The 20,041-nt window shown below is 52.7% G+C and carries 17 protein-coding genes and 2 pseudogenes; 8 read left to right on the top strand and 11 right to left on the bottom strand.

Annotated features, from left to right (window positions below):
- The first annotated feature begins 224 nt into the window (after positions 1 to 224).
- Together hemH and P3C52_RS02960 are read left to right on the top strand one after the other, a co-directional pair.
- A complete protein-coding gene (gene hemH / locus P3C52_RS02965; protein WP_275553723.1) occupies positions 225 to 1,184 on the top strand; it encodes a ferrochelatase in 960 nt (319 codons plus the stop codon).
- A 58-nt stretch (positions 1,185 to 1,242) separates the two neighbouring features.
- Entirely contained in the window at positions 1,243 to 2,547 is a 1,305-nt protein-coding gene (locus P3C52_RS02960) for an inosine/guanosine kinase (RefSeq protein ID WP_275553722.1), read from the top strand.
- Between the two features lie 31 nt (positions 2,548 to 2,578).
- Here the strand turns inward: P3C52_RS02960 and ybaL are convergent, their stop codons facing one another.
- A complete protein-coding gene (gene ybaL, locus P3C52_RS02955) occupies positions 2,579 to 4,261 on the bottom strand; it encodes a YbaL family putative K(+) efflux transporter (RefSeq protein WP_275553721.1) in 1,683 nt (560 codons plus the stop codon).
- 137 nt (positions 4,262 to 4,398) lie between these two features.
- Positions 4,399 to 4,620: a hypothetical protein gene (locus P3C52_RS02950; RefSeq protein ID WP_275553720.1), complete on the bottom strand. Its 222-nt coding sequence runs from the start codon at positions 4,618 to 4,620 to the stop codon at positions 4,399 to 4,401.
- A 140-nt stretch (positions 4,621 to 4,760) separates the two neighbouring features.
- On the opposite strand from P3C52_RS02950, the gene ushA reads away from it, so the two are divergent.
- A complete protein-coding gene (ushA, locus tag P3C52_RS02945; protein WP_275553773.1) occupies positions 4,761 to 6,476 on the top strand; it encodes a bifunctional UDP-sugar hydrolase/5'-nucleotidase UshA in 1,716 nt (571 codons plus the stop codon).
- 36 nt (positions 6,477 to 6,512) lie between these two features.
- Here ushA and P3C52_RS02940 read toward each other — a convergent pair whose 3' ends face one another.
- Positions 6,513 to 6,944, bottom strand: a complete 432-nt coding sequence (locus P3C52_RS02940) for a multidrug/biocide efflux PACE transporter (protein WP_275553719.1) — start codon at positions 6,942 to 6,944, stop codon at positions 6,513 to 6,515.
- An 86-nt stretch (positions 6,945 to 7,030) separates the two neighbouring features.
- Between P3C52_RS02940 and P3C52_RS02935 the strand changes: the two genes are divergently transcribed.
- Complete coding sequence (locus P3C52_RS02935) at positions 7,031 to 7,897, top strand: LysR family transcriptional regulator (protein WP_275553718.1); 867 nt, start codon at positions 7,031 to 7,033, stop codon at positions 7,895 to 7,897.
- Here the strand turns inward: P3C52_RS02935 and ybaK are convergent.
- The 4 genes and pseudogenes from ybaK to P3C52_RS02915 all read right to left on the bottom strand — a co-directional run bounded on the left by ybaK (position 7,894) and on the right by P3C52_RS02915 (position 12,824).
- Positions 7,894 to 8,373, bottom strand: a complete 480-nt coding sequence (gene ybaK, locus P3C52_RS02930; protein WP_275553717.1) for a Cys-tRNA(Pro)/Cys-tRNA(Cys) deacylase YbaK — start codon at positions 8,371 to 8,373, stop codon at positions 7,894 to 7,896. The two genes, P3C52_RS02935 and ybaK, sit on opposite strands and share 4 nt — an antisense overlap.
- A 165-nt stretch (positions 8,374 to 8,538) precedes the next feature.
- Positions 8,539 to 9,341, bottom strand: a pseudogene (locus tag P3C52_RS02925) (TraB/GumN family protein).
- Positions 9,342 to 9,437: 96 nt separating this feature from the next.
- Positions 9,438 to 12,052, bottom strand: a pseudogene (gene copA / locus P3C52_RS02920) (copper-exporting P-type ATPase CopA).
- Positions 12,053 to 12,524: 472 nt separating this feature from the next.
- The gene (locus P3C52_RS02915) at positions 12,525 to 12,824 is read right to left on the bottom strand and encodes a TM2 domain-containing protein (RefSeq protein WP_275553772.1); all 300 of its coding nucleotides are present in this window, start codon (positions 12,822 to 12,824) and stop codon (positions 12,525 to 12,527) included.
- Between the two features lie 226 nt (positions 12,825 to 13,050).
- Between P3C52_RS02915 and cueR the strand changes: the two genes are divergently transcribed.
- A complete protein-coding gene (gene cueR / locus P3C52_RS02910) occupies positions 13,051 to 13,458 on the top strand; it encodes a Cu(I)-responsive transcriptional regulator (RefSeq protein ID WP_275553716.1) in 408 nt (135 codons plus the stop codon).
- Positions 13,459 to 13,593: 135 nt separating this feature from the next.
- On the opposite strand, the gene P3C52_RS02905 is transcribed toward cueR, so the two are convergent.
- Together P3C52_RS02905 and P3C52_RS02900 are read right to left on the bottom strand one after the other, a co-directional pair.
- A complete protein-coding gene (locus tag P3C52_RS02905; protein WP_275553771.1) occupies positions 13,594 to 14,052 on the bottom strand; it encodes an NfeD family protein in 459 nt (152 codons plus the stop codon).
- A 2-nt stretch (positions 14,053 to 14,054) separates the two neighbouring features.
- A complete protein-coding gene (locus P3C52_RS02900) occupies positions 14,055 to 14,708 on the bottom strand; it encodes an SPFH domain-containing protein (RefSeq protein WP_343252004.1) in 654 nt (217 codons plus the stop codon).
- Between P3C52_RS02900 and P3C52_RS02895 the strand changes: the two genes are divergently transcribed.
- Positions 14,698 to 16,461, top strand: coding sequence for a recombinase family protein (locus P3C52_RS02895; protein WP_275553715.1), 1,764 nt, complete (start codon positions 14,698 to 14,700; stop codon positions 16,459 to 16,461). The genes P3C52_RS02900 and P3C52_RS02895 overlap by 11 nt on opposite strands.
- Positions 16,462 to 16,513: 52 nt before the next feature.
- Here the strand turns inward: P3C52_RS02895 and P3C52_RS02890 are convergent, their stop codons facing one another.
- Both P3C52_RS02890 and P3C52_RS02885 read right to left on the bottom strand, forming a co-directional pair.
- Positions 16,514 to 16,804, bottom strand: a complete 291-nt coding sequence (locus tag P3C52_RS02890; protein WP_275553714.1) for a DUF3892 domain-containing protein — start codon at positions 16,802 to 16,804, stop codon at positions 16,514 to 16,516.
- A 518-nt stretch (positions 16,805 to 17,322) separates the two neighbouring features.
- Positions 17,323 to 17,766, bottom strand: a complete 444-nt coding sequence (locus P3C52_RS02885; protein WP_275553713.1) for a hypothetical protein — start codon at positions 17,764 to 17,766, stop codon at positions 17,323 to 17,325.
- Between the two features lie 59 nt (positions 17,767 to 17,825).
- Between P3C52_RS02885 and P3C52_RS02880 the strand changes: the two genes are divergently transcribed.
- Positions 17,826 to 18,994, top strand: a protein-coding gene (locus P3C52_RS02880; protein WP_275553712.1) for an IS3 family transposase whose coding sequence is annotated in 2 segments (ribosomal slippage) — positions 17,826 to 18,075 and positions 18,075 to 18,994 — 1,170 coding nt in all. Because the reading frame shifts where the segments join, the coding sequence is not laid out codon by codon here.
- Positions 18,991 to 20,037: a hypothetical protein gene (locus P3C52_RS02875; RefSeq protein WP_275553711.1), complete on the top strand. Its 1,047-nt coding sequence runs from the start codon at positions 18,991 to 18,993 to the stop codon at positions 20,035 to 20,037. The genes P3C52_RS02880 and P3C52_RS02875 overlap by 4 nt, the downstream gene beginning before the upstream one ends.
- Positions 20,038 to 20,041: the final 4 nt, after the last annotated feature.

Raw genomic sequence — 20,041 nt, 5'->3', positions numbered from 1 at the left:
CTATCAGGAATATCGTTATGATATTCCTGATCCCTTCCCGGATCGTTACAAATCCTTTCTGAACCGCTTCTGCCGTTCGCTTTTACCCGCATTCCTCTATACTTTGCCGCTAAGCGTTTTCATCTCTTGAAAGGAAAGGTTTTACCGGCGAGCTTATCGGCCTCCGCCAGGGTAAAATCATCGCGAAAAATCCGTTAAACCATTTGAAAAAACAGGGATATACGATGAGGCAAGATAAACCCGGCGTCTTGCTGGTCAACCTGGGCACGCCAGATGCACCGACAACGCCAGCGGTGAAACGCTATCTGAAACAATTCCTTAGCGATAAGCGCGTGGTCGATACGCCGCGCTGGCTCTGGTGGCCGATTCTGAACGGCATCATTTTGCCGATCCGCTCGCCGCGGGTGTCAAAACTCTACGCGTCCGTCTGGATGGAAGAGGGTTCGCCGCTGATGGTGTTCAGCAAACGTCAGCGTAACGCGCTGGCCGCGCAGCTCGATATTCCGGTTGAGCTGGGCATGAGCTACGGCAACCCCAGCCTGAAAAGCGCGGTCGACAGCCTGATGGCGCAGGGCGTTACGCGCCTGATTGTGTTGCCGCTCTATCCGCAATTCTCCTGTTCCACCGTGGCGGCGGTCTGGGATGGTTTAAGCAACGTGTTTGCTGGCTACCGTTCGATGCCCGACGTACATTTTATTCGCGACTATGCTGAACATCCGGCCTATATCGCCGCGCTGAAAGCGTCGGTTGAGCGATCCTTTGCGCAGCATGGCAAGCCCGATCTGCTGGTGATGTCCTATCACGGCATTCCACAGCGTTTCGCTAATGAAGGTGACGATTACCCTCAGCGCTGCCGCGACACCACCGAGGCGCTGACGCGCGCGCTGGGCCTGAACGATAACGAAGTGATGATGACTTTCCAGTCGCGCTTTGGCCGCGAGCCCTGGCTGACGCCCTACACCGATGAAACCATGCGTGGTTTACCGGCAAAAGGCGTGCGTCATATTCAGATTATGAGCCCTGGCTTTTCTGCCGACTGTCTGGAAACGCTGGAAGAGATCAGCGAACAGAACCGCGAATTTTTCCTGCACGCGGGCGGTGAGAAATTTGAATATATCCCGGCGCTCAATGACGATGCGGAACATATCTCGATGATGCTGGCGCTGGTCAACGCGCATCGCTGAGTAACGGCGGAGGAATATGATATTATCCTCCGCCTGTTTTACTCTGAATCTGACAATCATGAAATTTCCTGGCCAACGCAAATCCAAACACTATTTTCCCGTCAATGCCCGCGACCCGCTGTTACAGCCCGTGCAGCCGGAGAGCGAAACCGGCACCAGTTGGGTGGTCGGCATCGATCAAACGCTGGTAGATATTGAAGCGAAAGTGGATAACGCTTTTGTCGCGCGTTATGGGCTTAGCGTTGGACATTCGCTGGTTATTGAAGATGATGTGGCGGACGCGCTTTACAACGAGCTGATGCGGGAAAACTTGATCACCCATCAGTTCGCCGGCGGCACCATCGGCAATACCATGCACAACTATTCGGTGCTGGCCGATGACCGCTCGGTGCTGCTGGGCGTAATGTGTAATAACGTCCAGATCGGCGGCTACGCCTATCGCTATCTCTGCAACACTTCCAGCCGTACCGATCTCAACTATCTGCAAGGTGTTGACGGCGCAATTGGCCGTTGCTTTACGCTGATTAGCGATAACGGCGAGCGCACCTTCGCCATCAGTCCCGGCATGATGAATCAGCTGCGCCCGGAAAGCATACCTGAAGCGGTGATCGCTGGCGCCTCCGCGCTGGTGCTGACCTCCTATCTGGTGCGCTGCAAGTCTGGCGAACCGATGCCGGAAGCGACGATGCAGGCGGTCGCCTGGGCGAAACAGTACAACGTGCCGGTGGTGCTGACGCTGGGAACCAAATATGTGATCGCCGAAAATCCGCAGTTCTGGCGTGATTTCCTGCGCGATCATGTTTCTATCGTGGCGATGAACGAAGAGGAAGGGCTGGAGCTGACCGGCTGCGCCGATCCGTTGCTGGCCGCGGATAAAGCGCTGGACTGGGTGGATCTGGTTCTCTGCACCGCCGGTCCGAACGGCCTTTATATGGCGGGCTACACCGAAGAGAGTGCAAAACGCCAGACCAACCTGCCGCTGCTGCCCGGCGCGATTGCCGAATTCAATCAGTACGAATTCAGCCGCGCCATGCGCTATCAGGATTGTGAAAATCCGCTGCGCATCTATTCGCATATCGCCCCTTATATGGGCGGGCCGGAAAAAATCATGAACACCAACGGTGCGGGCGACGGCGCGCTGGCGGCGCTGCTGCATGATATTACCGCCAATAGCTATCACCGCAACAATGTGCCGAATTCCAGCAAGCATGTACGCAATTACCTGACTTACTCCTCTCTGGCGCAGGTCTGTAAATATGCTAATCGCGTGAGCTATCAGGTATTGAATCAGCATTCGCCGCGCCTGACGCGCGGCCTGCCGGAGCGTGAAGATAGCCTGGAAGAGGCATACTGGGAACGTTAAACCTTTAGCGCGGCCAGCCGCCGCGCGTCAGTTAAGGATGCTGAGGCAACGGCTGCGCGTCCAGCCCGGCTTTCAGCATCGCCAGCATACTGTTGGCGATTTCCCGCTCGCCCATAATCACATTATCCGCACCGCGCTCCAGAATGTAGTGAACCTCATCGTCATAATGGGCGCGGGCGATAATCTCCAGATGTGGATGCTTTTCGCGTGCTGCCGCAATAATCTCGCCCGCTTCGTAGCCGTTGGGGATACTCATCAGCAGCCAGCGTGCGCAGTCCAGTCGGGCCAGATCCATAGTTTCGGCGCGAGCAGCATTGCCCAGAATGGCGCGAATGCCTTGCTCGCGCAGCATCTCTATACGTGACCGCGCGTTTTCCACCACCACAATCGGGATCTCCGCCTCCAGCAGCAGCTGGCCGACCATGCTGCCCACGCGACCATAGCCGACGATAACCGCATGGTTGCAAATATTCACCGGGATCTGTTTTTCCTCCTCGGTGGCTTCCTCCAGACTCTGCTCTTCGAAATTCTCGCTTTTCTCCAGATAGCGCTCCAGCAGCGTAAAGAGAATCGGGTTAAGCATGATCGACAGAATCGCGCCCGCCAGCACCAGATTGCGCCCTTCGTCGCTCAGCAGATTCAGGGAGATGCCCAGCCCGGCCAGAATAAATGCGAACTCGCCGATTTGCGCCAGGCTCACGGAAATAGTCAGCGCGGTACGGCGCGAATGGCCAAGCAGGGTTACCAGCAGCCAGGCTGCCGCGGATTTACCCAGCACAATAATTGCCAGCGTACCCAGCACCGCCAGCGGCTGCTGGATCAAAATCATTGGATCGAACAGCATGCCCACTGACACGAAAAACAGGACGGCAAAGGCGTCGCGCAGCGGCAGCGTATCGTGGGCGGCGCGATGGCTCAGCTCTGATTCATTCAGCACCATGCCCGCGAAGAACGCGCCCAGCGCAAAAGAGACGTCAAAAAGCTCGACGGCGCCAAAGGCGATGCCCAACGCCAGCGCTAATACCGACAGCGTAAACAGCTCCCGTGAGCCGGTAGCGGCGCTGCGTGCCAAAATCCAGGGCACTACACGGCGGCCCACGACCATCATCAGCACCATAAATGCGGCGACTTTGCCGATGGTAAAGAGGAGATCCCACGCCAGCAGCGTCAGGCTGGCATTGCCTTTTTCCAGCATGCCGGCGATGGCAGGCAGCAGCACCAGCGTTAATACCATCACCAGATCTTCAACGATCAACCAGCCGATGGCGATCTGCCCGCGCTGCGTATCGATCAGCTGGCGCTCTTCCAGCGCCCGCAGCAGCACCACGGTACTGGCGGTAGAAAGACAAAGACCGAATACCAGTCCGGTCATCCATTCCCAGCCCATCGCCATGCTCAGGCCCATACCCAGCAGCGTAGCAACGGTAATCTGGGCAATGGCGCCTGGTATCGCGATCGCTTTTACCGCCATCAAATCTTTCAGAGAGAAATGCAGCCCGACGCCAAACATCAACAGAATAACGCCCAGCTCCGCCAGTTCCTGCGCCAGATTCATATCGGCGACAAAGCCCGGCGTAAAGGGACCGGAGAGAACGCCTGCTAACAGATAGCCCACCAGAGGTGAAATGCGTAGCCGACTGGCGAGCATTCCCAGGAGGAAAGCGAGGACAAGGCCTCCAACAATAGTGGTAATCAGCGGGGTGCTGTCGTGCATGCTGTCTCCTTCTGTGTGCAACTGTGTCCGGTTGTAACTAGTGTAAAGCAAAATGGAGATTTCAGCGTAAGAATTAAACCAGATAAACGTAAAAAAGTGCGAAATATCTAAAAAACGGGTGATGCTGGCCATTTTTTTTACTTATGACGTGCCAGCCTTGATAGCCACTGTGAATGATGGGCATTTTTTTGCAAAAATAAGGTGCTAAAAAGGTTTTCTTTATCACATAAAGGTAATGAAACTGGCGAAAAAGCCTGGAAAATGAAAAAGCAGGCTGTTTCTACGGGTATTTCCCGTCTGGAAAAAGCCTGAATCGCGGCGCGATAACTTTTATTGCGGGAAAGGCCGGCTTCAGGCATAACAGGCTTTATCATTGCGGCGGCGTTACAAATTCGCTGGCGTACATTAACATGTTGGCGGTAACTGCCCGGCGGCTGCAGGCCGGCTGCTTAGCTTGTCGACAAGGAGAATAACGTTGCGCTTTATCAATACCCTTATCATGGGCGGGGTGCTTTCCCTGAGCCTGCTCTCTTCGCAGGCGCTGGCATGGGAAAAGGGCCGCGTCTATAAATTCACCGTCCTGCATACCAACGATCATCATGGTCGCTTCTGGCGTAATGAGCAGGGCGAATATGGCCTGGCGGCGCAAAAAACGCTGATGGACAGCATTCGCTACGATGTCCAGGCGCACGGTGGCGCAGTGCTGATCCTCTCCGGCGGCGACATTAACACCGGCGTACCGGAATCGGATCTCCAGGATGCCGAACCCGATTTTCGCGGCATGAACCTGGTCGGCTACGATGCGATGGCAATAGGCAATCACGAGTTTGATAATCCGCTTTCGGTACTACGCCAGCAGCAGAAGTGGGCGAAGTTTCCGCTACTTTCCGCCAATATCTATCAAAAAAGCAGCGGCGAACGCTTATTTCAGCCCTACGCGCTGTTTAACCGCATGGGTTTAAAAATCGCGGTGATCGGATTGACCACCGATGACACGGCGAAAATTGGCAATCCTGAATACCTGACCGATATTGAATTTCGTCCGCCGGCCAGCGAAGCGAAAAAAGTCGTGGAGGCGTTACGCGCCAAAGAAAAGCCCGACGTTATTATCGCTGCCACCCATATGGGCCACTACGATAACGGCAATCACGGCTCCAACGCGCCGGGCGATGTGGAGATGGCGCGCGCGCTGCCGCAAGGCTACATCGACTTAATCGTTGGCGGGCATTCACAGGATCCGGTCTGCATGGCGCAGGATAACCTGAAGCAGGTGGATTACGTCCCGGGTTCGCCCTGCGTGCCCGATCGCCAGAACGGCACCTGGATTGTACAGGCGCATGAATGGGGCAAATATGTTGGGCGTGCCGACTTTACCTTCCGCGATGGCGTGCTGACGCTGGAAAACTACCAGCTGATCCCGGTTAACCTGAAACACAAGGTGAAGAACAGCGACGGCAAGGATGAGTGGATTAATTATCAGCCGGAAATCGCTCAGAACGGCGCTATGATGAAGTTGCTGACGCCTTTTCAGAAAAAAGGGGAAGCGCAGCTGAAGGTGCAAATCGGCAGCGTTGACGGCCGTCTGGAAGGCGATCGCAGCAAAGTGCGCTTCGTACAAACCAATTTGTCTCGCCTGATCCTTGCCTCGCAGATCGCCCGTACCAAAGCGGACTTTGCCGTCATGAGCGGCGGCGGCGTGCGCGACTCCATTGAGGCGGGGCCGATCACCTATAAAGACGTGCTGAAAGTGCAGCCGTTTGGCAACACGCTGTGCTGGGTTGAGATGAAAGGCAGCGAGGTGGAAAAATATCTGGCGGTGGTCGCCAACAAACAGGTGGACTCCGGCGCCTATGCGCAGTTTGCCAACGTCAGCCTGGTGGCGGACGGGCAGGGCGTTAGCGAGGTAAAAATCAACGGCGAGCCGTTACAGGCGGATAAAACCTATCGCATGGCGACGCTAAGCTTTAACGCCAACGGTGGCGACGGATATCCCGCGATCAATACGCTGCCAGGATTTGTGAATACCGGCTTTGTCGATGCGGAAGTGTTGAAACAATATATTGAGCAGCACTCGCCGCTGAAGGCGGAACACTATGCGCCAGGCAATGAGATCGTACATCTTAGTCCAGCGCAAAAGCAGGAGCGAGACAAGCAGGAAACGCACCGTCGCAGCTATCCGCAGATGATTCTGGCCTGGTTAACCGGCAAGGATTAACAACGCGCCCGCCGATTGACATCGGCGGGCCAGATCTTACCGGCTTTCGCAGGGTGTACGCCGCTTTTCCCGCAGCCAGTCCCAGAGCCAGTTATAGACCACGGTATAGGGCAGGAAAAACAGAAAGAAACCCACTTCCAGCATAAACGCCTGCAGCAGGCCAATTCCCAGCATCGTTGCCGCGACCGGCAGCCCAATAAGAATAAATCCGCCCTCAAAACAGAGCGCATGAGCAATACGCAGCCCTAAGCCGCGTTTCACTTTGTCACGCGGAAACAGCCGATCAAACAGGGCGTTATAAACGATGTTCCATACCATGGCGATAGTTGATAACGCCAGCGCCAGCGCGCCCATCTGGAACAGCGGTTTATCCATGATGAATGCCGCCAGCGGTGAAACGATCAGGATCGCCAACGCCTCAAAACCAACGGCATGCAACAGGCGTTCTTTAAATGAGCGGGTATTCATAACATCTCCTTATTAACGGGACGCTTATTTTCCTGAGGCGCTGGGCTAAAATAAAATGAACTCCCATCGATAAAAGCGATAGAACGATGCGTTATTCACCGGAATCCTTGCAGGCTTTTGTTTATGCAGTAGAAAAAGGCTCTTTTTCAGCGGCGGCGCGCGCGTTAGGAAAAAGTCAGTCTACCGTCAGCGCCGCCATTGCAAATCTGGAAACGGATTTAGGTTTTAAGCTGTTTAACCGTGCAGGACGTGAGCCGGTGCTGACCGAGGCGGGCGGGCATGCGTTACGCCGGGTGAAAGAGATCCTGACCGCCAGCCAGCGCCTCGATGAACTGGCCGTGCGCCTGTCAGACGACGTTGAGCCGCGTCTCAGCATGGCGATTTCTGATTTCTGGCAGGCGGATCATCATGAGCAGCTGCTGAAGCGCTTTGAAGCGCGCTATCCGCATATCGCCTTTGAATGTATGATCGCTGAAGATGAGGATGTGATCGATCTGCTGCTGGCGAATCGAATCCATCTTGGCGTGATTCGTGTGCAGGCTGCATTACCTGCCGCTATTGCTACTTCCCGTTTACAGGTGCAGGCGCAGATGGCGGTATTTATTCATCGCGATCATCCGCTGGCTCGTCAACCCGAGGTCAGCCAGACCGATCTGGCGCGGGTAAGGGAGCTGCGGTTAAACACCTGGGCCAGCGTAAGGGAACCCGTTTCCGCAGGGCAGGTTTGGTCGGCGCCATCCTACTGGCTATTGCTGGAGATGGCGGAGCAGGGATTTGGCTGGTCCATTCTGCCGCGCTGGCTGGTGGAGCAGTATGGTCACGGTCTGTTACAAACTCTGCCGTTAGCGGGCTGGCCGCAGAATATTGCGGTGGATGCCGTCTGGTCAACTCAGACCCCGCCGGGGCCGGCAGGGCGCTGGATGATCGACCAGCTGTGCGCGCAGCGTGCTTAATCGTGGCGGGCGATATCCGCGAGGCTGGCTTCCAGTAACGACGCCAGATCGCCGGGCGCCAGTTCAATATCCAGCCCGCGTTTGCCGCCTGAAATAAAAATGGTTGGGAAAGCGGCGGCCTGGCTATCGATAACCGTCGGCAGGCGTTTTTTCTGGCCCAGCGGACTGATACCGCCAATCAGATAACCGGTAACGCGCTGTGCCTGCTGGGGATCGGCCATTTCCACTTTTTTCGCACCCAGCGCCTTCGCTACCTTTTTTAAATCAAGCTGGCCGGCCACCGGCGTCACCGCAACGGCGAGCTGTTTGCTGTCGCCGTTAAGCGCTACCAGTAACGTTTTATACACCTGCTGCGGATTAAGGTTGAGCTTACGCACCGCTTCATCGCCGAAATGCGTTTCGTTACTGTCATGCTCATAGGGATGCAGCGTAAAAGGGATTTTTTTCTTTTCCAGTAATTTTATTGCGGGCGTCATCGCTTATTTCCTGGCTGTGGAAAATGATTAACGGGTAAAAAATAGCGCTGGTGAAATCGCAGGCTTTGAGAGAAAATCGCCTGGCGTCAGCAATTCAGTTGCTGATGAATAACCAAAATCATAAACAAATTCCTCTTTGACGGGCCGATAGCAATATTGGCCTTTTTATCTGCGCTTTAGCAGCGCCGGTAAATGTTCTCGCCGTACAGGTGCAGCGCGCCGACCGCCACAACATAACGCCCCGGCGGCAGCTGGCGCAACAGTCTGTCCCAGCGTTGGTTACGCTGGCTCATTAACAGATCGTTGAGTTCGGTGCTGAACGTGGTTGGCAGCGCCGGTCGGCTCGGCTGCGGCGGTTTTTCCAGCCACCAGCTAATCATGGTTTGCAGCAGGCGCGCATTGGTGTGCCAGTGTTCCAGCGTGTCCGCTAACAGCGACTGTCCTTCTTCCGGCAGGGTTTTCAGCAGGTCGAGTTGTTCATCTGCGCCCTCAAGCTCAATAATCCGGCGTCCCTGCGCGTGCGCCGCCTGAAGCAGCTGATAATCAATGCCGTAATCGGGCCGCAGCCCCAGACGCTGCGCCTGTTGCGCCTGCAGCATCAGTGCGATTTGCCACAGCGGCAGCCTGTCAAGCTGCGTCAGATCCAAATTCAGCTCAGCGCACTGCCGCGCTAATTTTTGCAAGGTATCGGCATCGACTCTTTCCGCCAGCGGCGGCTGCGCGGCACTATGGCTGAAAGGGGAGGCGCTGCCGGTAATATCCGCCTCGACAATCAGCGCGTCTGCCTTTTCAAGACGCGCAAGTAACCCCGGCGGCAGCGGCATCATATTGCGCGTGCCCATATGAATGCTGCCTACCAGATGCAGTTGCCGGTTGCCCGGCAATCTGACATCAATGGCGGGCCAGCTGTAATGGGACGGAACCAGCGTGCGTAACAGCGCCGTCAGGTTATGCAGCCATCTCTCCATTCTTTTACCCTTTTCCGCCAGTTAGCTTCACATGCTAGCGGTTTCATCTGGCGATGAACAGGCGAAAGCGTAACAGCAGATGACCTGCGACGACGCTTAGCGTTCCGGCGGCTGATAGCGCAGCAGACGGTTGGCATTGCTGACCACAGTAATGGACGACAGCGCCATCGCCGCGCCGGCGATCACCGGACTGAGCAGCGTGCCGGTCAGCGGCCAGAGAACACCTGCGGCAATGGGAATGCCCAGCGAATTATAGACAAAGGCGCCCAGCAGATTCTGCTTCATATTACGCAGCGTGGCGCGCGCAATCGCCAGCGCATCGACCACGCTGTGCAGATCGTGGCGCATTAGCGTAATCGCCGCCGTTTCGATGGCGACATCGCTACCGCCGCCCATCGCAATCCCCACATCGGCCTGTGCCAGCGCGGGCGCATCGTTGATGCCATCGCCAATCATTGCGACCTTATGGCCCGCTTGCTGAAGCTGAACAATGGCTTGCGCCTTTCCGTCCGGCAGTACGCCTGCAATCACCCGATCCAACCCGGCTTCGCGCGCAATGGCTTTGGCGGTAATTTCATTATCACCGGTCAGCATAATCAGCTGATAGCCCAGCCCGTGCAGACGTTGCAGCGCGCTAACGCTCTCTTCGCGCAGCGGATCGCGGATTGCCAGCAGTCCCGCCAGCTGGCCCGCCACCGCCAGAAATACCGGTGTCGCGCCGCCAGCCGCCAGCTCATCGGCAAGGGCCGCCGCCTGTTCGGCATCGATCTGTTGCTGCGTCAGCAGCGCGGCGTTGCCCAACAGCATCGGCTGACCTTCCAGCCGCGCGCTGATGCCGGAACCACGCAGCGTGCGAAACTCCGTACTTTGCGGCAGGGTAATCTCTCCGGCGCGATCGCGAATTGCTTTCGCCAGCGGATGACTGGAGCCCTGCTCCAGCGCGGCCGCCCAGCGTAAAACCTGCTCTTCGCTGTAGCCGTTAAAGGGAGTAATTTGCGTAACCTGCGGTGCGCCCAGCGTCAGCGTGCCGGTTTTATCAAAGACCAGCGTATCGAGTTCGCTGGCGCGCTGTAGCGCGTCGGCATCGCGTACCAGCACGCCGAATTCCGCCGCGCGCCCGACGCCTGCGATAATTGACATCGGTGTCGCCAGTCCTAACGCGCAGGGACAGGCGATAATCAGAACGGTGGTGGCAATCACCAGCATATAAACCAGCGAAGGCTGCGGGCCGAAGAAGTACCAGACGGCGGCGCTGACTAGCGCAATCAGGACGACGGTCGGCACAAAAACCGCGGAGATGCGATCCGCTAACTGCCCGATCGCCGGTTTGCTGCTCTGCGCCTGGCGAACCAGTTGAATAATGCGCGACAGGGTGGTGTTTTTGCCGATGGCGCTGGCACGGAACAGCACGCTGCCGTCCTGGACCAGCGTACCCGCATGAAGGGCGCCTTCGCTGGCTTTATGCTGCGGCAACGGTTCGCCGATCAGCATTGACTCATCCATCCAGGCTTCGCCTTCGGTAATGACGCCATCAACCGGAACGCGATCGCCGGTCACCAGCCGTAAGGTCATGCCAACTTGCACATCGCTTAATGGAACAGTTTTTTCTGCGCCATCGATAACCATGCGCGCCGTGGCTGGCGTCAAATCCAGCAGGCGCTCCAGCGCTTTTGACGAGCGCTGACGCGCCCGTTGTTCCAGCGCGTGGCCTAAATCAGGCCGATAATCATGGCGCTGGCTTCGTAATACAGGTGGCGCGCGGCCATAGGAAAAAAGTCGGGCCACAGGTTGACGCTGATGGAATAGAGCCAGGCGGCCAGCGTGCCCAGCGCGACCAGCGTATCCATGGTCGCGGATCCGTTGCGCAGGCTGCGCCAGGCGCTACGATAAAAATGGCCGCCTGCAACAATCATGACCAACAGTGTCAGCACGCCGACAATCAGCCAGCCGCTGCGGTTGCTGGCGGTAAGCATCATATTGTCGCCAAACAGACCGTAAATCATCAGCGGCACGCCGAGCGCCAGCGCCAATGCCGACTGCCAGCTAAAGCGGCGCATCGCCTGCTGCGCGCCGCGCTGCTGTTTCTCACGGCGCTCGCTTTCATCAACAATCACTTCTGCACCATAGCCAGCCGCTTCTACGGCAGCAACCAGCGCATCCGGCTGCGGCGCGCCGATCACCAGGGCGCTGCGCTCGGCCAGATTAACGCGCGCCTGTTGAACGCCCGCGACCTGCGTCAGCGCTTTCTCAACCCGGCTAACGCAACTGGCGCAGCTCATGCCGTCAATTAACAGCTGATAGTTTTCCGCCGCCGTATCTGCCTGGGTGGGCAGCGCCGCATCGTCTGTCGCTGTTTCGGCATCGGCAGAAGGACGTGAACGGGTGGTCGCCGCATTCGCCTGAGATGCTTTATCAGCCGGTATGGCCTTTGAATGAATCAAAGGCCGGGCGTTTTCCGCTGTCAGCTGGCCTGCTGATGCTGACAGCGGCTCAGGCTTTGGGGGCGTGCTTTCCGGCAGGCTGGCGTGATAACCCGCCTGTTCTACGGTAGCGATCAGCGCTTCAGGCGCGGCGTCACCGGTAATGCGGGCCTCATTCAGCGAAACCTCCGCCTGCTGAACATCCTGACGCTGTTCCAGCGCCTCTTTTACGCGTTTCACGCAGTGTCCGCAGGAAAGGCCATCCAGTGTTAAAAGAGTGGTATGTGACATAAGGTCGCTCCCTTTATTCAGTGAAAGTCATCTGGAAGCTATAAGCTTAAACCTTCCATCAAGGGCAAGGTCAAGTTTTTAACCCATTGATAAATTTAAAGTTAAGAAATTTCCTGTGAAGATCGATAAAAAAAGCAGGCAAAAGCGGACGTAATAAAGTGAATTTTATGGATGCTTTCTGGCAAAAATAATTTTTCAGGCTGGTTAATAAAAAATAACCGTCAGGGGGAACGCTACAGAAATAACCAATGGAGAAGGGGAACGATCCGTTTTAATATAACAAGGTTAACACTGAGAATTTTTTCGTATTTAAAGTTAACGCGATAATAAACAGGAGATAAGCGGCTACCTTTTTCTGCTATTTTGCGTTTTGCTTATTTTGCACAACAAGGGGAGCTGAAGCCGCTCTCTGCTACAGGGGTTCCCCTTGATGTTAAGCCGTTAAATTATTGCTGGTGGGTTAAAAATTCAATTAACCATACTTGCGCGCAAAATTCTCATCGGAGGAGCAAAGATAGATAATAAATTCAACGAAGGCAATAAGCGAAGGAATAAACGTCCAGCAAAACAGCAGATACAGAATGCCCTGGCCCGTTCTTCCTAAATAAAATTTATGTACACCCAGTCCGCCTAAAAATAACGCCAGCAGCGCTGCGGAAATACGCCTTTTTCCCTGGCCTGGCAGATTTTGTTTTGCGCCGCAGTTAGGACAAGCCGTCGCGCTATTATGTATTTCTTTACCGCAGCCGCGGCAAAACACCATATTAGACATAAAAACCCCTGTTTTATTTATATGCGTTAACGCGCGGTATTCTATGTGTTTTGCCTGAGCGGATAAGTTGATCAATATCAGCCAAAGAGGTGAACCCCTGCATGAAAGGTAAACATCCGCAAAGTATGATGTTGTCGAGCAGCAAAAAAAGTGATGGCAGAAAAGGCCACTGTCCAACATATCGAATCAGCGTTATTCTGCCAGCAACGGTGAAAAGGAGGGACAGATGAATATCAGCGATGTGGCAAAAAAAACCGGCTTAACCAGCAAAGCCATTCGTTTTTATGAAGAGAAAGGGCTGGTTACGCCGCCATTACGCAGCGAGAACGGCTATCGCAGCTATACGGCGCATCATCTTGAAGAACTAACACTGCTGCGTCAGGCGCGCCAGGTCGGTTTTAATCTTGATGAATGCCGCGAACTGCTGCATTTGTTTAACGATCCGGCGCGCCACAGCGCTGATGTTAAAGCGCGCACGCTGCAAAAAGTGAAAGAAATCGAAGCGCATATTTGTGAACTGAACCTGATGCGTGAGCGGCTGCTGGCGTTGGCCGATAGCTGCCCCGGCGATGAGAGCGCGGATTGCCCGATTATTAATAATCTGGCGAGCTGCTGCCATAGCGCAAAAGCGTAGCGGATGCTGGCTTTGCCGCTATGTTCATGATGAGCCGTTGACCTGTTTGCAAAGGCTTACTGATTAATTGATTCAGTATTCGAGGTGTTAGTTGGAAGGGATGCAGCGAGCCAGGATTGGCTGATTACGCGTTATTCAGCCTGCGCTTTCCGGCGTCTGCGGCGCGATGCGCAGGGTAACGCCTTCGATATTGATCACCACAACCCGCGTTCCGGCAGGCAGATCGCGGTCGGCCTGCACGCGCCAACTGCTGTCGCCGATACGCACATGCCCCAGTCCATTTACCAGCGCTTCGCTTAAGGTAAGCTGCATGCCGATCATCTGCTTGCCGCGCTGATTAAGTAGCGTATCGGGCTGTTTTTGGCGCAGCGCCAGCCAGCGATACCAGAGAAAAGCAGCAAGCAGCGTTAATACGGCGAACAGGATGCCCTGCGCTTCCCAGGAAAAGGGCAGCAGCCATCGAATTAATCCCACCGCCAGCGCTGCCATACCGCTCCACAGCAGATAGCCGCTGGTACCAAGCATCTCGGCAACCAGTAACAGCCCGCCCAGCGTCAGCCAGAACCAGTGCGGATGATTAAAGATGGCCGCCATCACTATTTGTTACTCCGTGAGGACTTGCCTTCGTTCAGCAGTTCGCTGATACCAGCGATCGAGCCCATAATGCTGGTGGCATCCAGTGGCATCAGCACCACTTTGCTATTGTTGGCCGAGCCGATAGCCTGCAGCGCATCGGTATATTTTTGCGCGACAAAGTAGTTCACCGCCTGCAGATCACCGGCAGCAATAGCTTCAGAAACCATTTTGGTCGCTCGCGCTTCAGCTTCAGCCGCACGTTCACGCGCCTCCGCCTGCAGAAATGCCGACTGGCGTTCGCCTTCCGCTTTTAATATCTCCGACTGTTTTTCCCCTTCGGCACGTAAAATCGCCGCCTGGCGAATCCCTTCCGCCGCCAGAATATCGGCACGCTTGGTTCGTTCCGCTTTCATCTGCGCGTTCATGGCGGCAATCAGCTCCTGCGGCGGACGCACATCGCGAATCTCGATGCGGGTAACCTTAATGCCCCAGGGATTTGTCGCTTCATCAACAATATGCAGCAGACGCGTATTAATGCTGTCGCGTTGTGACAGCATCTCATCCAGCTCCATCGAACCGAGAATGGTACGGATATTGGTCAATATCTTTTTTAATCGTAATTCCATAGAATATTCCTCATTTACTGGTCTGAGGTAGAAAAACGTGAAAATCAGAGATGCTGTAGGATATGTAAGGTTTAGCTCTGCTATACAAGAGCAAGGAACATCTGTGCGCCGCCAAAGAAAAATGATCGACGACTGGTGCAAGGTTCGCCCTGAAGTGACCCTTCATAATGTATACACAGATCTTGGCAAATCTGCTTGGAACACCAGTAAGCACGATGAGCGCAAAGAGTTCTTATCTATGATTGACCATCGCAAAAGAGAACTGTTCCCTAAGCCTGTCTATTTGCTGGTGGAAGATGCCAGCCGGTTATCACGTCTCGACTTTAATGAAGCTGTTGCTCAGATGAACATGCTTATCAAATTGGGCTTCGTGGTTGTTTTTCTGGCCTCCGATAAAATCTACAACTCTACTAATTTTAAACAACTCGGTGATCACATATCATTCCTTGTTGAAGCTGAAGCACACAATAAAGCAAGTGAACAAAAATCTTATCATTCGCGTAAAAACTGGAAGCAACTTCGGGATGATGCAATTTTAACCGGTAAGCTGATAAGCAAATCATGTGCGCGTTGGGTAGTACCTGTCGCAACAGGTACTGGGGAACTTAATGCAGCAGGTCGCAAAACCACTTTCATATTTAATGAGCATGCTGAAACTGTTAGGCGCGTTTTTGAAATGCGTCTTGCTGGTAAGAGCATGAATAGTATCGCTGCTATTCTCAATGCAGAAGGTGTCAAGACACTGACTGGAAAGAACAAAGGCTGGAACCAGACATCTGTTCACGGGATTCTAAATAATCGTGCTGCGATTGGTGATTACGTTCCTTCCAAAAAGACAGTTAATCTTGCTGAAGCTGACATAATACCGGGTTACTACCCTATGATAGCGGGGCTTACTCGCGCAATGTTCCAGACTGTTCAGAGTATGAGAGAAGGGAAAGGGCGAGTTAGTGAATCTGAAAACCCGACCAACGTTAATCTGTTCAAAGGGTTGCTTAAGTGCCTTTGCGGGGGAGCTATTATTTCTTCTTCAGTAACCCCTAAGCGCTATGGTTACTACACATGTAGTATGTATCGCTTAAAGCGTTGTTCCTGCTTTACTGAGTATCCTGAGGGTTCAGGAAAGGGGAGGCGGAATAAAGGTAATGCTATTTCTCGTTTGTTGGTGGATGAAGCAATAACAAAGGGCATTCTATACAATCTACCATTGTTATTATCTGGCTCAAATTCTGACAACCATCAGCTTAACGATCTTATGGCAGAACATGAGCAGCTTGAGCATGAGCTAAATATGCTTGAGGACAATATGTCCCAAATGAAAGCGTCACCCAGGATGATTAAGCGGTACGAGGAAAAAGAGATTGAATTAATCGCAAAGCAAGAAGAGATCGACAGAATAAGATCAAGGATATTGACGTCAGTAAATGTAGAAACTGCCGACAAGTTAGATCTGAGTAAGCGGGAAGGGCGTATAGAACTTAATCTTATTGCTAAGAAATACATCAGCGAGCTACGGTTAGATATGAAGCATAAAACCTGTGACATTGCTTTACACAATGGCTATCGCTTCCTCAATTATCCTCTTGATCGGGAAGATTTTAACGGAGCAAGCTGGATAAATTTCTTTCTGATGTTAGGTGAACGTGAATATAGGTTTACCGGTAAAGAGAATCTTACCAGTGGATTACCTGGCAGATTAGAACCTTATCGAGTAGTAGAAGGTAAACCAGTCCAAGCGGGTAAGGGCTATGATGATAAATGGCCTGAAGTTGAATCAGATTACCCAACGCCATTAGAATGACCACCCGAATGGAAAAGATGCCCTAAATTTACTTTAAGGGCATCACTGATAATTAACAACGTGATAGAGACAGAAGGTTGTTGTTCCACTTTCCATCAGCGTAAGTCTTTATAAATTTCGGCCTCCCGTTGCCAGGATCAACTACTCCAACATTTGCCCGCACTGTACCTGCTTGTTGAACATAAAAAGTGTGCTGCTTGCTTTCGATAGCATGTACTACCTGAGCAACAGTCCACTTCGAACCAGCGGGAGTGAACTGATCGCTACCCACATGTGTAATATGCTCATGTTGAACGTTATTATTGTCAGAAAGAGTAATGCATTTAATACGTACATCCACCATTGGGGTCACCATTTGCTGTGTGTTAGGGCAAGAACTGATAAAGCTCAACAGGATCACCGCACGAATCAGTTAGCAGTAAACAACCGTTCTAAAGTATGCCGAAGGATTCTGAATAGGCTTTGAATCATCAGTGTCATTGAAGCATGTCGAAATGTTTCATAAATTGCTCAGCATCACGTTTATGCAAGGTTTGCAGCAAAATATCATAGGTGACTTTAGCGTTCTTGAGCGTGCGATTAAAGAGCGTAGTATAGATGACGCTGACTCAATGAACTGAAAGCTATTATTGACCAGTTGTCTAAGCCCGAAACAAGGGATTATGTTGAGAAAGGCTTCTGTGCATGGATCGGTAAGAGGGCGGGTAAAGCTTTCACTGGTGCAACCAAAATTACTGGTACAGCAGCGCCTGCATTACTGACAAACGTTATTTGCCATCATTATGAAATACACATATAAGCGCATTGTTGATGAAAGGAAACGAGCGCATGTACATAACGCCTTTTCATTTTGGATAAAGATTAATAATTATCCCTAATGACCTCATCATACCGTTCAATTAGTGTTAGTTGCTTCTTGTTGTCTTTGTACGTGTTAAGCCATTTATCCACTGCTTCATCAAAGAGGAAAAGGAAATCCGTATAATTGATATATACAATGTTGTTGTGGTATTGCGTTGGGTGCCCTCTTTTGCAGACAGCGATGCTCAGACGACGCTCTTTACCTTGCATTACCTTATGAGAGTTAAGATTTGTCATGTGCAGAAGAGAGTTTCTAAGCTCGTAGAGTTCATCTGATGTGACATCCAGGTCGCTCAAATCAGAATAGGTGTCCAGCCAGTTTTGAAACACTCGCTTAGTATTTCCATATTCAAGATAAGCTATAGTGTCGATGAAAGACATCAAGAGCTTGAAGCTCGCCAGATAGTGCTTTTCATTAAAGAGCAGCTTTATGTAGTGGCACACTAAATTTGGCCACCTGAACAGAGGTGATATGCTCACCTCAGAACATTACAGGTGCCTCAATGAAAAAAAGAAATTTCAGCGCAGAGTTTAAACGCGAATCCGCTCAGTTGGTCCTTGATCAGAACTACACCGTTGCAGCTGCGGCCAGTGCTATGGATGTGGGTCCTTCTACCATGACGCGATGGGTAAAGCAGTTGCGGGATGAACGACAGGGCAAAATACCTAAAGCCTCCCCTATAACCCCAGAACAGATTGAAATACGTGAGCTGAAGAAAAAGCTACAACGCATTGAAATGGAAAACGATATATTAAAAAAGGCTACCGCGCTCTTGATGTCGGACTCCCTGAACAGTTCTCGATAATCGGGAAACTCAGGGCGCGTTATCCTGTGACCACTCTCTGCCACGTGTTCGGGGTTCACCGCAGTAGCTACAAATACTGGAAAAACCGTCCTGAAAAACCAGACGGCAGACGGGCTGTATTACGCAGTCAGGTACTTGAGCTACATGGCATCAGCCACGGTTCGGCCGGAGCAAGAAGCATCGCCACAATGGCAACCCAGAGAGGCTACCAGATGGGGCGCTGGCTTGCTGGCAGGCTCATGAAAGAGCTGGGGCTGGTCAGTTGCCAGCAGCCGACTCACCGGTATAAGCGTGGCGGTCATGAGCACGTAGCTATCCCGAATCATCTTGAGCGACAGTTCGCTGTAACAGAGCCAAACCAGGTGTGGTGCGGTGATGTGACCTATATCTGGACAGGTAAGCGCTGGGCGTACCTCGCCGTTGTTCTCGACCTGTTCGCAAGAAAACCAGTGGGCTGGGCAATGTCGTTCTCACCGAACAGCAGACTCACCATTAAAGCGCTGGAAATGGCATGGGAAACGCGCGGCAAGCCCGCCGGAGTAATGTTCCACAGCGATCAGGGCAGTCATTATACAAGCAGGCAGTTCCGGCAGTTACTGTGGCGTTGCCAAATCAGGCAGAGTATGAGCCGACGTGGAAACTGTTGGGACAACAGCCCGATGGAACGCTTCTTCCGGAGTCTGAAAAACGAGTGGGTGCCAGTGACAGGTTATATAAACTTTAGCGAAGCTGCTCATGCGATCACGGACTATATCGTCGGGTATTACAGCTCGCTAAGGCCGCATGGCTATAACGGTGGGTTACCCCCAAACGAATCGGAAAACCGATACTGGAAAAACTCTAACTCGGTGGCCAGTTTTTGTTGACCACTTCAATTGGGACTGAAAGCGCAACGTTCAGCAACACACCAGGACAACATAACTCATCACAGATGGATGCTGTGATCTTCAATAATATCAGGATGGAAGGGCGCGTATCGGTTGATAACAGTCCGACCACTACGAGCAGCGATGATGTTGAGTTTCGTTTCTACAACCTGAACAAGACAACCCGTCAGGCTTTGATGCATGAGAATGCAACACTGATGATCAAGGCTGGCTATGACACGTCATGGCAACGTGATTCTGAAGGTAACATTATTACTGAGTATGACAGCCTACCGATCATCTTTATTGGCGGTATCGTTCACGCTTATACGAAGAAAGACACTGGCTCAAACGATGTTGTGACCGTGGTCAACTGTAGTTCTGACCATAAAATCCGCAACATGACTAAGGTGTCTGTAGCCTATAAGCCAGGTACTACCAAAGCTGACGTTATCAAAGACCTCGTTAAGCGTCTTGGTTTCCCTGTCAGCCGTATGGAACTGAGCAGCCTTGGTGATACCGCTTATCCATCTGGTAAGTCTGTTTATGGACAGCTTGACCATGCTCTGACCCGTATCTGTAAGGAATGTGGTCTTCAGTACAGCATTCATAACGGTACAATCAGTGTTCTTCGGTCTGATAACCAGCCAGCAAAGGGAAGTAACACCTGTGTTGACGCCTGGCTATACACACCTGCTCAGATTATGGAACTTGACGCTTACTTTGAACAGAAATCTGTAAAGCTGGTGGCAAAGAAGACTGGTTCAAATCGTGGTAAGTCAAAAACGCCTGAAGACGAGACAGTCACCACTAAGAACGGTGTCCGTACAAAACCCCGCCACGGGATCATGATGAAGTCTCAGCTTAACGGTAATGTGAAAATGCATGACTTCGTTAAGTTGGATGGACTGAACGCGGTAATGTCCGATGGTTCAGATGGTGATCTAAAGGATGGTGTCTACCGTATAATTAGGATCGACCATTCGATCAATTGGCCTGAAGGTGAGTGGTCAACAGGGTTAAAACTGGTAGAGATACAATGACATA

The sequence above is a fragment of the Mixta sp. Marseille-Q2659 genome (assembly GCF_940807255.1).
GTDB lineage: Bacteria > Pseudomonadota > Gammaproteobacteria > Enterobacterales > Enterobacteriaceae > Mixta.
The sequence above is the reverse complement of the archived record's forward strand: the minus strand, read 5'-3'. Positions and strand labels throughout refer to the sequence as shown.